Source organism: Berryella intestinalis (assembly GCF_000814825.1).
Classification (GTDB): Bacteria; Actinomycetota; Coriobacteriia; order Coriobacteriales; family Eggerthellaceae; genus Berryella; species Berryella intestinalis.
Genome location: NZ_CP009302.1, coordinates 875,852 through 890,551, shown reverse-complemented (window position 1 = coordinate 890,551; position 14,700 = coordinate 875,852). Strand labels below are relative to the sequence as shown.

11 protein-coding genes and 1 pseudogene are annotated in these 14,700 nt (G+C 65.8%); all 12 read right to left on the bottom strand.

Annotated features, from left to right (window positions below; translation table 11 throughout):
• Positions 1-11 precede the first annotated feature (11 nt).
• Positions 12-509 carry a YajQ family cyclic di-GMP-binding protein gene (locus JI75_RS03960; RefSeq protein WP_039688934.1) on the bottom strand — a complete coding sequence of 166 codons (498 nt, stop codon included), beginning with the start codon at positions 507-509 and terminating at the stop codon, positions 12-14.
• 23 nt (positions 510-532) lie between these two features.
• Positions 533-1,783 (bottom strand): annotated as a pseudogene (locus JI75_RS03955) (helix-turn-helix domain-containing protein); the annotation flags it as partial.
• Positions 1,784-1,852: 69 nt separating this feature from the next.
• Positions 1,853-4,297, bottom strand: coding sequence for an FtsK/SpoIIIE family DNA translocase (locus JI75_RS03950; RefSeq protein ID WP_039688931.1), 2,445 nt, complete (start codon positions 4,295-4,297; stop codon positions 1,853-1,855).
• A gap of 76 nt (positions 4,298-4,373) precedes the next feature.
• Positions 4,374-6,281: an RNase J family beta-CASP ribonuclease gene (locus JI75_RS03945; RefSeq protein WP_082019743.1), complete on the bottom strand. Its 1,908-nt coding sequence runs from the start codon at positions 6,279-6,281 to the stop codon at positions 4,374-4,376.
• 154 nt (positions 6,282-6,435) lie between these two features.
• Positions 6,436-7,326 (bottom strand): 4-hydroxy-tetrahydrodipicolinate synthase, encoded by an 891-nt coding sequence (gene dapA / locus JI75_RS03940; protein ID WP_039688929.1) that lies wholly within the window; start codon positions 7,324-7,326, stop codon positions 6,436-6,438.
• A 66-nt stretch (positions 7,327-7,392) separates the two neighbouring features.
• The gene (dapB, locus tag JI75_RS03935; protein WP_039688927.1) at positions 7,393-8,160 is read right to left on the bottom strand and encodes a 4-hydroxy-tetrahydrodipicolinate reductase; all 768 of its coding nucleotides are present in this window, start codon (positions 8,158-8,160) and stop codon (positions 7,393-7,395) included.
• Positions 8,161-8,220: 60 nt separating this feature from the next.
• On the bottom strand, positions 8,221-9,981 hold the full coding sequence (locus tag JI75_RS03930) for a PH domain-containing protein (protein WP_039688925.1): 1,761 nt from the start codon (positions 9,979-9,981) through the stop codon (positions 8,221-8,223).
• A 3-nt stretch (positions 9,982-9,984) separates the two neighbouring features.
• Entirely contained in the window at positions 9,985-10,497 is a 513-nt protein-coding gene (locus JI75_RS03925; protein WP_039688923.1) for a PH domain-containing protein, read from the bottom strand.
• A gap of 141 nt (positions 10,498-10,638) precedes the next feature.
• The gene (locus tag JI75_RS03920; RefSeq protein WP_039688921.1) at positions 10,639-12,843 is read right to left on the bottom strand and encodes a polyribonucleotide nucleotidyltransferase; all 2,205 of its coding nucleotides are present in this window, start codon (positions 12,841-12,843) and stop codon (positions 10,639-10,641) included.
• Between the two features lie 196 nt (positions 12,844-13,039).
• Positions 13,040-13,327, bottom strand: a complete 288-nt coding sequence (gene rpsO, locus JI75_RS03915; RefSeq protein ID WP_082019742.1) for a 30S ribosomal protein S15 — start codon at positions 13,325-13,327, stop codon at positions 13,040-13,042.
• Between the two features lie 295 nt (positions 13,328-13,622).
• Positions 13,623-13,871: a TIGR03905 family TSCPD domain-containing protein gene (locus tag JI75_RS03910; RefSeq protein WP_039688918.1), complete on the bottom strand. Its 249-nt coding sequence runs from the start codon at positions 13,869-13,871 to the stop codon at positions 13,623-13,625.
• A gap of 54 nt (positions 13,872-13,925) precedes the next feature.
• Positions 13,926-14,699: a DNA repair protein RecO gene (gene recO / locus JI75_RS03905; RefSeq protein WP_039688917.1), complete on the bottom strand. Its 774-nt coding sequence runs from the start codon at positions 14,697-14,699 to the stop codon at positions 13,926-13,928.
• Position 14,700: the final 1 nt, after the last annotated feature.

The following is a 14,700-nucleotide window of genomic DNA, read 5'->3' as shown; positions in this document are numbered from 1 at the left end:
CGAAAACGGACCTAGCGGTAGTTGTTGAACTGGAGGGGCTGACCGTAGTCCTTCGACTTGACGAAGGCGATCACGTCTTGCAGCACATCGCGCGACGCCGAGCTGACGCGCAGCTTGTCTCCGTCGATGGTCACCTTGGCCTTGAACTTCTCGGCTTTGATGTCCTTGTTGATGCGCCCCGCGGTCTCCTTGTCGATCCCTTCGACGATGGAGGCGGTCCTCACCACGGTCGAGCCCGCGGCGGCCTGGGGTGCGCCCCATTTGACCGCAGCGAGGTCGATCCCCCGCTTGACCAGTTTGGATGAAACAACGTCGATCACCTGGCCGGCGACGAAGTCGCTGGGGGCGTGGACCGTCATGGTCTTGCCGCCTTTGTCAAACGCGATCGTCGCGCCCGAGTCTTTGAGGTCGTAGCGCTGAGCCAGCTCCTTTTTGGCCTGCTGGAAGGCGTTATCGACCTCCTGGATATCGACCGTGGACACGATGTCGAAACTGGATTCCTTTGCCATGGAAACAAACCTCTCTCTGAAAGCTAGTTGGAGGCCGGCGCCTGGGCGCCCGCCGAATTCTGCTGGACCACCGCCGCAACCGACCCGTTTGCCGGGGTCGAAGAGGCCGACGAGCCGCCGTTCGCCGAAGATTGCGCAGACGACGTCCCTCCCGTCGAGGAGCCCTGGGCGCTCGTGCCCGCCGCAGCCGACGAGCCTGACGAAGAGCCGGTGGAAGACGACGAGGTCGCGATGCCGTGCGCCTTGTTCCATTCCTCGAGGATCTGGGGGAAGTTCACGGTATAGGAGTACATGCCGTTGTAGTTCGCGTCGGAGGCGAGGGTGACCTCCTTGCCGTCGACCGTGAGCTTGAGGGCGTCGGCCGCCCAGGTGGTGATGACCCACTTGCCCGTAACCGATACGTTCTGGGACGTCGGCCCGATGAGCGTCTGGGCGTTCTCGAGCTTGTCATCGACGTAGATCTCGACGTAGCAGGCCTGACCGGCCCCCTCGACCGCGTAGGTGACCGACGCGCTGGTCGGCGCCGTCTCGGTGGGGGTCGCCGCAGGCGCGGTCGTACTCGACGCCTCCTCCGAGCTGCCGGTCGTGTCGCTGATGCCCGTGACCGGCAGCGTATCCACCGCAGCCGTCGATGCGGGCTTGTGCCCGAACAGCATGACCAGGATGATTATGATCACCGCGAGCGCAACGACGCCGCCGATGATGAACGGAAGGCGCGAATGGAGCGCGCCCTGGACGGCGGGGCTGGACACCAGGTTGGTGTACGAATTGGGGACCGCCTTGTGGTTCGTCGCGCGCGGCGTGCGCGAGCGCGAAGCGGGGAACCCGTAATCGTCGTCGTATTCCGGAGCGCTGCGCCGGGTGCGGCGAACCGTGCCGTTCAGGCCGTAGTCGGCCCGCGCGAACTCGGTACGGTCGTCGTACAGGTCGCGTCCCAGGGCGCTGCGATGGCGCTCGGGCTCGGCCGAAAACCCGTCGTCGTCCCTGCGCGCGCGCCGCGACGAGCGGCGGCTTTCGGGCGAACTCATGTCGAACCTGCGGCCCGACGACGAGCTGCGCGCACGTTCGACCTGGTTGGCATAGGCCTCTTCGAGGTACTGGTTGACGATGTCGGTGGGATTCAGGCCCAGAAGGCGCGCATAGGCGTTGACCATGTTGCGCGTGTAGCCGCGCGGGGGCATGACCGAAAAGTCGCCGCTCTCGATGGAGCGCAGGATGTCGGCGCGGATGCGCAGACGGCGGGCCACGGTGGCGAGGTCGAGCCCCTGGCGCTCGCGCGCGTCGCGCTTCGCGCAGCACGGCTCCGGAAGATTTCTTCGACACGGTTAACGCTCCTTCTCAGCCTAGTCGTTCTGCTCGAACGCCTTGAGGGTTTCGAGCTCCATGGCATCGACCAGCACGTCGCGCGGTTTGCTGCCGTTCGCGGGGCCGACGACGCCCTTTTCCTCGAGCATGTCCATTATACGTCCGGCGCGCGAATAGCCAACTTTCAGCTTGCGCTGGATATTCGAGGTGGAGCCCATGCCGGTTGCCACCACGATCTCGGCCGCCTCCCAGATCAGAGGGTCGTCATCTTCAACCGAACCGCCGGATCCGTCGGGCTGGGACGCGCCGAGCGTGATGAGGTTGGTCTTGAGGATGTCGTTGTGGTACTCGGGCTCGCCCTGGGCCTTGATCGCCTCGACCACCGACGAGATCTCGTCTTCTCCCACGTAGCAGCCCTGGATGCGGACGGGCTTGGCGAACTCGGGCTTGGACAGCAGCAGGTCGCCGTTGCCGATGAGGCTCTCGGCGCCGGCCGTGTCGAGGATGACGCGGCTGTCGAGGCCCGAAGCGACGTTGAACGACATGCGGTTGGTGATGTTCGCCTTGATGAGACCCGTCACCACGTTGGCGGAAGGGCGCTGCGTGGCCACGATGAGGTGGATGCCGGCGGCTCGGGCGAGCTGGGCGATGCGGCTGATGGAGAACTCCACTTCCTTGCCGACGTTCATCATGAGGTCGGCGAGCTCGTCGATGATGATGACGATGTAGGGAAGCTCCTCGAACTCCTCCGCGTCGATCTGGCCCGACTGCACCTTGTCGTTGTACTGCCCGATGTTGCGCGCGCCCACCTTGGAGAACACCTTCAGTCGGCGCTCCATCTCGGCCACCCCCCAGGAAAGGGCGCTGGCCGCCTCCTTGGGTTCGGTCACCACGGGCACGTAGAGGTGCGGGATGCCGTTGTAGGGCGTGAACTCGACGCGCTTGGGGTCGATCATGATGAAGCGGACTTCGGAGGGGGTCGCGCGCATGAGCATGGACATGATCATGGAGTTGATGCCCACCGACTTGCCCGAACCGGTGGTGCCGCCGATGAGCAGGTGAGGCATCTTGGCCAGGTCGGACACGATGGGCCGCCCTTCGACGTCTTTGCCTATCGCCATCTCGAGCGGGCCGCCCTTGGCCTCTTTGAGGATGTCGCCCAGCAAGACGTTCTCGCGGGTGATGTTGGGGACTTCGATGCCCACGTAGTGCGTGCCGGGGATGGGCGCGAAGATGCGCACGCCCGGCGCAGCGAGCGCGAGGGCGATGTCGTCGCCGAGGTTCGTGATGCGGTTGACGCGCACGCCTGCGGGGAGGTCGACCTCGAACAGGGTGACCGTCGGGCCGGCGATCCAGTCGACCACCGTGGCCATGATGCCGAAGTCCTCGAGCGTTCCCTGCAGGCGCGCGGCGGTGTCGGCCAGCTCTGCGGCGAACGCCTGGGACTTCTTGGTCTTCTTGCTGACCTTCAGAAGATCCATCGCGGGGAGCTCGAATCCGTCCTGGGGCTTCGGACCGGGCACGGGTCCGGCTGCGGGCGCCTTCTTCGCCGAGGGCTTCGCAGGCGCCGCCTGGTCCTCGGTTTGGCCGAGCCGGCGCGTGAGCGCCCCCGTGGACGCCCTGCCCGAAGAGCCCTGGCGCCTGCTTCCCAGCGCCTGCTCAAGCAAGGCGCGGGAATCGGGTACGGGAACCGTCTGGCCGCGCTCCGCCTCGGCCGAGGATCGGTCGAGCGCGCGCGTGGGCTGGTCGTCGGCCGGAGGTGCGGCGGGACGGGGAGCGCCGAAGGGCGCTGCGGGCACGACCGCGTCGTCGTCTTCGCCGGAGCGCAGCGAACGGCCCTTCTCGCGGACGCGCTCGACGAGGCGCGAGGCGGACAGGCCGATCACGGCCAGGCCGATGAGCACCACGCCCACCATGATGACGAGCGAGACAGGAAAGCCCAGGAAGTTGAGGCCGACCCAGGCGAAGCCCGCTCCGAAATACCCGCCTCGGGCCTTCAGCTGGTTCTCGTCGAACATCAGGCTGGGAACGGCGCCGTCGGAAGCCAGGTAGGGCGTGAACAGCGAGAGGATCACGAGCAGCGCGAAGAAGATGATCCCCAGCCCGATCGCGAGACGCGCCGGGACCCTGCCGTTGTCGATGCGCACGAGGAAGCACGCACCCACCACGAACAGGAGCAGGGGCAGAAGATAGGATCCCACGCCGACGAGCAGCTTGATGACCGTGGACAGCGCCGAGGTCACGACCGCCGAACCGGGAACGAGCGCTATCAGGAGGAAGGCCACGCCCAGCACGATGAACGAGATGCCCGCGATGTCGCGGCGCGCCCGCTCCTCCAAGACCGGGGCCTGTTGGGGTTCGGGCGCCCGTGCGCGCGAAGAGGCGGCCGCTTTGCGGGCCGCCTTCTCCTGGGGTGCCGCGGCGCGCGCCTTCGGGCGCGAAGCCGGTTTGCTGGTTCTCTTAAGCGACGACGGTTTCGCCACGCCCGTCTCCTTCGATGTGATCGTTTATGCTGCGTTCTCGAGGGCAATGGTACGGCAATAACACCGTTTCAGCAGCTTAAATATCCAAAATGCTCGTAACGACCATGGGGCGCTGCTTGGTGCGCTCCCACAGAACCGACGAAAGCGAGTCGCGCGCGGCGCGCTTGAGCTCGGTGTCTTTCCCGCCCTGCTCGAGCTGCTTTTTCAGCGACGCCGCAACACGGCGCACCGCCTCTTCGACCAGGTACGGGTCGTCGCCGCCGGTGATGCCGCGCATCTCGACGAGAACGTCCCCGCAGATCCTCTTGCCCTTGTACGACACGGCGGCGGCGACCGCGGCGAATCCCTGGGAAGCGAGCTGGGACCGGTCGTCCAAGACCACCTGCGAGGTATCCCCAACCGACAGTCCGTCGACGAAGACGACGCCGCTCTGGACGGTTTCTCCGAACTTGACCCCGCGCGAGGTGAGCTCGAGGCTCTCCCCGTTCTCGAGGATGAAGATGTTTTTGGGGTCGACCCCCGTGGCCTCGGCCAGCTTGGCGTGGGCGCGCAGATGGGTGGCCTCGCCGTGCACCGGCATGAAATGGACCGGGCGCACGATGCTCAGGACGATCTTGAGCTCCTCGGCGCTCGCATGCCCCGAAACGTGCACGAGCGCGCGGCGCTTGTCGTACACGTCGGCGCCGATCTTGGCCAGCATGTTCACGATGCGCGTGACGGCCTTCTCGTTGCCGGGAACCGGGGTCGCCGAGATGATGACCGTGTCGCCTTCCTCGATGCTGACCGTCTTATGGCTGCCGCCCGCGATGCGCGAGAGCGCCGAGAGGGGCTCGCCCTGCGAACCGGTGCACATCACGACGATCTTCTCGGGCGGAATGCCCTTGAGGTCGTAGGCGTCCACCAGATCCTCGTCGTTGATCTTGAGGTATCCCAGGCGACGCGCGATCTCGGTGTTCTGGATCATCGAACGGCCCGTGACGACCACCTTGCGCCCGTTGGCGACCGCCGCGTCGCAGATCTGCTGGAGGCGGTGGATATGGCTTGCGAACGAAGCGACGATGACGCGGCCCTTCGCCTGCGCGATGATGGGCATGAGCGCTTTGCCCACCTCGGATTCGGACGGCGTGAACGTGTTGTTCATCGAGTTGGTGGAGTCCGACAGCATGAGGTCGACGCCGATCTCGTTGTAGCGCGACAGCGCGGCGAAATCGGTATGGACCCCGTCTACCGGCGACTGGTCAAGCTTGAAGTCGCCCGTGTGCAAGACGTTGCCCGCAGGCGTCTGGTAGAAGATGCCCACCGAACCGGGGATGGAGTGGTTCACGGCGAAGAACTCCGCCTCGATGCAGCCGAGCTTCACGCGATCGCCCGGCTTGATCTCGACGAGCTTGGCGTTTTTGATGCGGTGCTCGGCGAACTTGCCCTCGATGAGGCCCAGCGTGAGCTTGGTGCCGTAGATCGGAACCGGCCGGTCGAGGTCCTTGTACAGGTACGGCAGCGAGCCGGTGTGGTCTTCGTGGCCGTGCGTTATGAAGATGCCCTTCAAGCGATGCGCGTTTTCCAGCACGTAGGTGTAGTCGGGCAGGATGAGGTCGATTCCCGGATGGTCGTCATCGGGAAACATCAACCCGGCGTCGTCGAGGATCATGTCGCCGTCGCACTCGAACACGGTCATGTTCTTGCCGATGGCGTCGAGCCCGCCCAGAGGGATGATCTTCATCGTCGAGCGCGGGTTCTTGTCGGTCGAGCCCGTCCGCTTGGGGGTGCGGCTCTTCAGCTGATCGGCGCCTTTGGCGCGCGCCGTCGCGCGCTTGGCCACAGCGGCCTTCGCGGTCTTGTTGTTCGAATTGCGCGACGTGCGCGGCTTGCGCGCGGTCTTGGTCGCGGCGCCCTCGCGGGTCGCTTCGGATGAGGGCGCCTTGCGCTTGGCCTCGCCCGACGCAGCCGCCTTCGTGCGACGCGGCTTCTTCTCGTTTTGCTCCATAAGTTACTCCGTTGATCAACGCACGAAAAGAGAAGCCCCGTTTCGGACCTCTCTTTTTCGTCGCCCTCCCTCGCGGGAGGGATCTTCGCCGCCTTGTGCGGCCTTTCTATCTCATTGCACCCGACGGTGCTTCAAGCCCGGTTGGGCGCGCCCTCTACAAAACGCCGACCTCGCGCATAAGGCGCGCGAGCCGTTCGCTCTGCTCGGGCGTGGCATCCACCAAGGGAAGGCGCACACCGCCCACGGGATACCCCGAGAGCTTCAGCGCTTCCTTCACCAGAATGGGGTTGGTCGTCTCGAACAGGCCCTCCATAAGCGGAAGCAGCGCGTCGTTTTCCTCCTTCGCGCGCTCCCACTCCCCTGCCGCGCACAGCTCGACGATGCGGCTCATGCGGTCGGGGGCGATGTTGCCTATTGTAGAGATAACCCCGTAGCCTCCGCGCTTCATGATGTCATAAGTTGCCGAATCGTCTCCGGAATACACCCAGAAACCAGAGGGCGCGCCCGCGCAGATGGCCTCGACCTGCGCCATGTCCCCCGACGCCTCCTTGACGGCGACGATGTTGCCGACGTCGTGCGCCAAACGCAGCGTGGTCTCGGCGGTCATGTTCGTAACGCAGCGCCCGGGGATGTTGTACAGGATGACGGGCAAATCCACCGACTCGGCGATGGTGCGGAAGTGGCGGTAGAGGCCCTCCTGGGGAGGCTTGTTGTAGTAGGGAACCACGCACATGAGCCCGTCCACGCCGAGCTTCTCCACCTCGCGTGCGAACTCGACCGTGTCGGCCGTGCAGTTGTCCCCGACATTGGCGATCACGGGGACGCGACCGTCGGCCGCGCTCACCGCCGCCTTGATAACCTCGATCTTCTGCGGGTAGAACACCGTCGGGCTCTCGCCCGTGGTCCCGCATACCAACAGCGAGTCGTTTCCCCCGCGGATGAGGCGATCGGCGAAATCCCCGATACGGTCCAGATCAAGATCGAGATCGTCTTTCATCGGGGTGATCATGGCGGTGATGAGGCGACCGAACGGTGAGTCTGACATGGCTTCTCCAATCATGGGCGACGGTTGATGGCTCGACGTTGCGGGAACTGACCGCTTCGACGCGGATCAGCCCATAAAGTTCTCAAGGCCGACGATAAGGCCCGCGCGCGCGCCGACGCTGCGGATGCCCAGCAGCACGCCGGGCATGTAGGACGTGCGGTCCCACGAGTCGTGACGGATCGAGAGCGTCTGGCCCATCGAGCCGAAGACGACCTCCTGAGAGGCGACGTAGCCCATCGAGCGCACCGCATGGACGGGCACTCCGTCGACGAGGGCCCCGCGGGCGCCCTCCATGCCCTCCATCTCGGTCTCGCGCCCCGGCGCCTGGGAGGTGCGCCGATCCCGGGCCTCCGCGATCATCTGCGCCGTGCGCACCGCGGTGCCGGAGGGGGCGTCCTTTTTGTTGCAGTGATGGAACTCGATGACCTCGGCTTCGGGGAAAAACGGAGCCGCGGCCTTGGCGAACTGCATCATGAGGACCGCGCCGGTCGTGAAGTTGGGGGCATAGAACAAACACGCGCCCGCCGCAGCTTTCGCCGAAAGCTCCTCGAGCTGGTCGTTGGTAAGCCCCGTGGTCCCCACCACGCAGTCTTTTCCCTGCGCAAGCGCGGCCGCGAGGTTCGCATAGACCGAGGAAGGCTGGGTGAAGTCGACCAGCACGTCGAAGTCGACGGCCGACAGGGCATCGTCGATCGCGGCGAACACGGGGAAATCGCGATCGGGCGCGTTCGGATCGATGCCGCAGGCTACGACCATATCGTCGGCAGCCCCCACCGCATCGACCACGGCCGAACCCATTCGTCCCGCATACCCGGCGACAGCGACTTTGATCATCGGAGCCTCTTTCCTCGCTTCAACGTTGCCTCTGCGCTCGATTCTACAGGATGGGAGGTTTCAGTTCGGTTTCACTCGGCCAGCGAACCAGCTTAGCACGGCAAATCCATCTTCCTCGGACAGGTCGCGCAAGCGCACGGAGGTGCGCCCCACCCCGGCCGCCGTCGTGGCGACCACGCTGACCACCCCGGCCGCGCGTTGGAAGGGGTTCGACTCGAGCCTCAGGTCCTGCACCTTGGGCTTCGGGCAGACCGTAAGCGAGCTGCGCAGGCCGCCCGACAGGATCGCGATGCGGCCCGATCCGAAGTCGACGCCCGACTCCTTCGTCCATACCACCGCGTTCACCGCTGCGATAGCGATCGCGACCAGGGCAAGCACCACAACGAACCAGCAGGCGACCTCGAGCGCCCGCAAAGCCGCGACCTCGAAAACATCGAGGGGGAGCTGGGCGGCGGCGCCTCCGAAGAGCGGGGCCAAGACGGCTGCGACCACGGCGAAGTAGAACCCGGCGTTTTTCCAGATGCAGTCGCGGATGAGGGCGCGGCGCAGGGCGACGGGCGCAACCCGGCGCGAAACCGGGCGGTCCACGCAGGCCTCGAATTCGGGAAGCAGCCTTCCCAGAAGGACCGAGGCGTCGGAGAGCTTCAGGAACGGATGGACGACCAGGACGCCCGGAGACATCGCCGAGACGCCCTTCGATCCCTCCTCGAGATCAACCGAGTCGATGCGTCCCAAGGACAGCTCGCAGTATCCGAAGCATTTCCGCACGAAGGACTGCCTGATGTTCACCGATTGGATGCGCTCGACCTCGATGCTGCTGAACACCCGTTGCAGCAAGCCGTGCTCGACCTCGATGCGCGAGCCGCGCCGGCGCATCTTGAAGCCCGCGAAGCGCGCTGCGAACCCGACGAGCATGCAGGCCCAGACGAACAGCGCCAGCAGGGACACGCCCACGGCGATCAGCATGAATGCGGGATGGACCAGCCAGGATGCAACGGCGCCCGCGCCTACGACCGTGCACAGGATCACGGCGAGCACCTGGGGTTCGGAGCTCGCGAGAACCGACAGGAGCAGCTGCTTGTTCGAAAGGGAGCCCTCCGCCGTCACCGGCTCGAGCCCGACGGCTCCCCCGCCCCATGCGCCGCGCCAGTCGCTCACGTCGCTCGTGGCCTGATCGAGAACGTTCGGCGCGCCGGCGCCCTGAACCGCAGCGGGGCGAGCCGGCGAGCCCGGAGCGCCGGGAGCTGCGGCGACGGGGTTCGAAGCACCGGAAGCGGACGGTACCGCACCCAGGGCGCGGGCCTTGCGCAAGAACAGCTCTTCGCGTATGCGCTCTGCATCGGCCAGGCAGATGTAGGGAACCTTCACGCCCTTGTTGGCCGCCCCGCCCGCCGTCTCGATCTGCAGCGTGCACACCCCGGCGACGCGCTGCAGGATGCTCGCCGTGTGGTTGACCGATTGGACCTTGGAATAGGGCACATGCACGCGCTTTTTCGTCACGATGCCCGAATGCAGGGAGAATTCTCCCTCGTCGAACCCGTAGCGCAGCCGGTTGTACTCCATCACGTTGACGACGAACGCCAGGGCCAGCGCGAACGCGAGCACGACGATCGCCGCGACGATCTCAGGGCCCGAAACGGAGAGCCGCAAGGCGCTCCGGCCGCCGGAGACCAGCGCCGAAACGATGCCCGGAAGCGATGTGACGGCGATGACGACCAGGCTGAACGCGATCGACAGGAAGCGCAGCCACAGATAGGAATGATGGACCTTGAACATCTCGCCCGTCGCGAAATGGGTGGGGGTTTCGGGAGCCTCGGACACGTTCTACACGTCCTCTCGCGCCACGCGGGCAAGCTCGGCGGCACGGTTGCGCAGGTCGTCGGCCACCTGAACGTCCAAGCCGGGAATCTCGTGCTCCCCCGCCGCCGTCGAGACGGTCACGCTCGAGAGCCCGAACATCCTCATCAGAGGACCCTGTTTCGTATCGGTGTTCTGAACGCGGATGAAGGGGATGACGGTGCGCTTCTTCCATATGATGCCCGTCATGATCTCGAGGAAGTCGTCGCTTATCTCGTAGCGCCACCGTGCGTAGCGGATCGGCGGGATGATGAAGGCGAACATGACGACCGCCGCGATGGAAAGCGCGATATCGGCCGCGGTCAGCATGCGCGCGATCTCGTCGAGGGCCTCCGCCGCCTCGGCGGCGGCGATGAGGCGCAGCACCCCGGCGGGAACCAGCAGCAGCAAATTGACGACGATGAGGGAAGCGACCAGGTCGTTGATGCGCCAGATGTTCTTGATGCGCGGATCGAGCTTTTCGCGGGGGATGGTGGGCATGGGCGCTCCTTTTTCTTCGGCTTGACCCCTCCACCCTACCATAAGTAGATGAAAACAGGCGGCGAATCGATGATCGCCGCCTGTCGAAAACACGTGCGACGCGCCTGCGTACGGACGCAGGCGCGCTGTTCGCGATTCTGTTTAGCCCTCGTGGTGGCGGCGCGGCGTGCGATTGCCCGCACGGTTGTTGCGCCCGGGACGGTTGTCGCGCCCGTCGCGGTCGAAGCGATCGCGCGAGCCGGCGCCCGAACCTTCGGGAGCGTCGGGCTTCTCGAGGCGATCCAGCGAGATCTTGCCCGTCTTGGGGTCGATCTCGAGCACCTGGACCTTGATGATGTCGCCCATGCTGAGCGCGTCCTCGACCGAATTCACCCGGCCGTTGGCCACGCGCGAAATGTGCAGCAGGCCGTCTTTGGCCGGCGTCAGCTTGATGAAGGCGCCGAAGTCCTTGATGCCGACGACCTCGCCCTCGAACACCTCGCCCACCTCGGGCTCCTTCACGATGCCGAGGATCATGGCCTTGGCGGCCTCGCCGGCCTTGCCCTCGATCGCCGCGATATGGATGGTGCCGTCTTCCTGGATGTCGATCTGAGCGCCGGTCTCTTCCTGGATGCCGCGGACGACCTTGCCGCCCGTGCCGATGACCTCGCGGATCTTATCGACCGGGATGTGGATGGTCTCGATGCGCGGAGCGTAGTCGGAAAGCTGCTCGCGCGGGGCCGCGATGGTGGCCAACATGCCCTCCAGGATGAAGGCGCGGCCGCGCTTGGCCTGCTCGAGCGCGCGGGCGAGGATCTCGACCGAAAGGCCGCGGGCCTTGTTGTCCATCTGCAGCGCCGTGATGCCCTTCTCGGTTCCGGTGACCTTGAAGTCCATGTCGCCCAGGAAGTCCTCGAGACCCTGGATGTCGGACAGGATGACCACGCCGTCGTCTTCCTTGATGAGGCCCATGGCGATGCCGGAGACGGGCGCCTTGATGGGCACGCCGGCGTCCATGAGCGCGAGGGTGGACCCGCAGGTCGAGGCCATAGACGACGAGCCGTTCGATTCCAGCACCTCGGAGACCACGCGTATCGAGTACGGGAACTCCTCTTCGGAGGGCAGAACGGGGATCAGCGCGCGCTCGGCCAGCGCGCCGTGGCCGATCTCGCGGCGCTTGGGCGAGCCCATGCGGCCCACCTCGCCCGTGCAGTACGGCGGGAAGTTGTAGTTGTGCATGTAGCGCTTGCCCTCGACGGGCTCGATGGTGTCGAGGCGCTGCCATTCGTTGAGCATGCCCAGCGTGGCGACGGAGAGCACCTGGGTCTGACCGCGCTGGAACAGGCCCGAGCCGTGAACGCGGGGAAGGTAGCCCGCGACGATGTGCAGCGGGCGGATCTCGTCGGCCGCACGGCCGTCGGCGCGCTCGCCGGTCTCGATGATCATGCGGCGCATGGCGTGCTTCTCGAGCTTCTTGAGCGCGGCGGCCAGGTCGGACTTCCACGCAGCGCGCTCCTCTTCGGTGAAGCGCTCTTCGAGGATGCGCGCCTTGAGCGCGGCGACCTTGTCCATGCGGGCATGCTTGTCGGCGTCTTTCAACGCGGCGGACATCTCGTCGTAGAACGCCTCGACGCGCTCGGCGATGGACGCATCGGGCTTGCGGATGGTCCACTCGACCTGCTCGATCTCGCACTTGTCCAAGAAGCGCTGCTGGGCGTCGCAGAACGCGGCGATGGCGGTCTGACCGAACGACATGGCGGCGAGCATATCCTCTTCGGAGATCTCCTCCCCGCCCGCCTCGATCATCGAGATGTAGTCGCGCGTACCGGCGATGACCAGGTCGAGGTCGGAGGCGGCTTCCTCCTCATAGGTGGGGTTGCAGATGAAGTCGCCGGTTTCGGGGTTGCGGGCGACGCGCACGCAGGCGGCCGGGCCGTCGAAGGGGGCCGAACCCACCATGAGCGCGGCCGACGCGCCCTGGACGCAGATGGTGTCGATGGGGTTCACGTGATCGGCCACGAGCGTGGTGGCAACCACGTGGACCTCGTTTTTGAACCCGTCGGCGAAGCCGGGACGGATGGGGCGGTCGATCATGCGCGCGTTGAGCGTGCCGCGCTCGGAGGGACGCGCCTCGCGCTTGAGGTAGCCGCCGGGGATGCGCCCCACGGCGTACATCTTCTCGATGTAGTCGACGGTCAGGGGGAAGAAGTCGTAGTCCTTTTCCTCCTTGGAGATGACGGCCGTCACGAGCACGGTGGTGTCGCCCTGGGTGACCAGGACGGCGCCGGAAGCCTGCTTGGCAAGCTCGCCCGTCTCGAAGCGGTACTGCTTGCCGTACAGCTCGAATGATTCGACGATTTTGTTCATGTACGAAGATCCTTCTCTTCTTCCCCTGCCCTATTGCAGGGAAACGTCTTCGGGAGGCCGCCCTGTGCGGACCCCCGCGAGCGAAGCCATCCTTATGACTCCGACCGCATTCGGTAAGAAGCTATCGTGCTTCGAAAACCCTTGGTGAAAGGCTGAAATCGCACAAAGGCCCGCCGAAGCGGGCCCCTGCGGTGACTTAGATGTTGTCGCGAATGCCAAGTTTCTTGATGAGCGCGCGGTACTCTTCGATGTTGCGGGCCTTGATGTACTTCAGAAGGCCGCGGCGGCGACCGATGAGCTTCATGAGGCCGCGACGGGAATGGTTGTCCTTCTTGTGCGTCTTCAGATGCTCGGTGAGGTTGCGGATGCGCTCGGTGAGGATCGCGATCTGAACCTCGGCGCTGCCCGAATCGTTGACACCCTTGCCGAATTCGGCGACGAGCTCGGCGGTGCGCTCCTTGGTGATGCTCAGCTTCTCTGCCACGGTTGTCCACCTTTCCGCACATGCGTGCGAGTCTGCCCCATCGGGGGCGGTTGTCTCCGAACCGAGTATGCAAACGGTGGCGCATGCATACCAAGTGGGGAGCCGCTGCCTTTTGCAGCACGCCCCATTGTACGGTAACGGACCCGCCGCCACAACGGATTTCCCAACCTACACTAATCGAACAGCAACGCGCGGAACCGCCCGCCCCCGCGCGACCGGGGCGCCCGCCCCCGGGATCGCCCCGGCGGTTCGCCGCAGCGCATCGCCGATGCGGCAGGGCGGGATAGCGCCGACGCTATCCCGCCCGCTGGGCCTCCCGCAGGGCCGCCACCATCTGGGCTGCGCACGACGTCCCGCGCCCCTTGCAGTCGTTGTGCTCGAGCAGAGGCGCGATCTCGTCGACCGTGCGCCCTTCGACCAGCTTGGAAAGCGCCTTCAGGTTGCCGTCGCAACCTCCGGAAAACGAGACCGATTCGATCACCCCGTCGGTCACTTCGACGTTGATCTCGCGCGGGCAGATCCGGCTGGTTTTATACGAATGCATGGAATCGACCTTTCGTGATGGGGACAGGGCGCCGAGGGGTTTCTCCCGGCAGCGTCAGGGGCGCGGTTGGGCCGAGGCGAGCGCGAACGGAAACGACCGCAGGTTCGCCCCGATATGGACCTCGATCCACCGACGGCACAGCTGCAGCACATCTGCGACCTCCCGCTCGTCGGGCCGGGCGGCTGAAACCTCCTCGAACGTCGAGTACAGCAGGAACTCGGCGAGCGCCAAGGTGCGTGCGGCGACCCGCACCGATTCGATCGCGCGCCCGCATTCCCCGCAGACGTACCCGCCGTCGACGAGGGAGAAGCGCACCATGCCCGCCGCGTCCGGCAGAGCCGCCCCGCAGCCGACGCACACGCGAAGAGACGGGGCGAACCCCGAGATCGACAGCGCTTTGAGCAGGTAGGCGGCCGCGAGGGTGCGCGCGGCGCCGGCGTCTGCCGCGCCCATGCGCTCGAAAACGGCGCAGGTCATATCGAACAGCCGCGGTACCGCGAGCTCTTCTTGGGCGATGCGCTCGGCAAGCTCGGCGGCGAGGCTCGCCGATGCGATCCTGTCGATGTCGCCCCGCAAGCCCGCGTTGCCCGAAACGAGCCGCACCTCCCTGGCGATGCCGAGCGATCCGCGCCCCTTGGCTATGAAGGCATCGACGACCGAGCACAGCTCCAAACGCGACGAGAACGGGCTCTGGGGCTTGCGCGCGCCCTTCGCCACCAGCTTCAACGCCGATCCGTCCTCGGCCAGCAGCGTGACGATGAGGTCGCTTTCCCCCAGTTTGGTCTTCTTCAGGACGACGCCGCGGGCGCGATAGGTCCGGTCTGCCACG

Excerpts from the sequence above, each read along its gene's own strand:
- JI75_RS03960 (WP_039688934.1), bottom strand. The coding sequence starts at position 509 with ATGGCAAAGGAATCCAGTTTCGACATCGTGTCCACGGTCGATATCCAG.
- JI75_RS03910 (WP_039688918.1), bottom strand. The coding sequence starts at position 13,871 with ATGCATTCGTATAAAACCAGCCGGATCTGCCCGCGCGAGATCAACGTC.
- JI75_RS03920 (WP_039688921.1), bottom strand. The coding sequence starts at position 12,843 with ATGAACAAAATCGTCGAATCATTCGAGCTGTACGGCAAGCAGTACCGC.
- dapB (WP_039688927.1), bottom strand. The coding sequence starts at position 8,160 with ATGATCAAAGTCGCTGTCGCCGGGTATGCGGGACGAATGGGTTCGGCC.
- dapA (WP_039688929.1), bottom strand. The coding sequence starts at position 7,326 with ATGTCAGACTCACCGTTCGGTCGCCTCATCACCGCCATGATCACCCCG.
- JI75_RS03925 (WP_039688923.1), bottom strand. The coding sequence starts at position 10,497 with ATGCCCACCATCCCCCGCGAAAAGCTCGATCCGCGCATCAAGAACATC.
- JI75_RS03945 (WP_082019743.1), bottom strand. The coding sequence starts at position 6,281 with ATGGAGCAAAACGAGAAGAAGCCGCGTCGCACGAAGGCGGCTGCGTCG.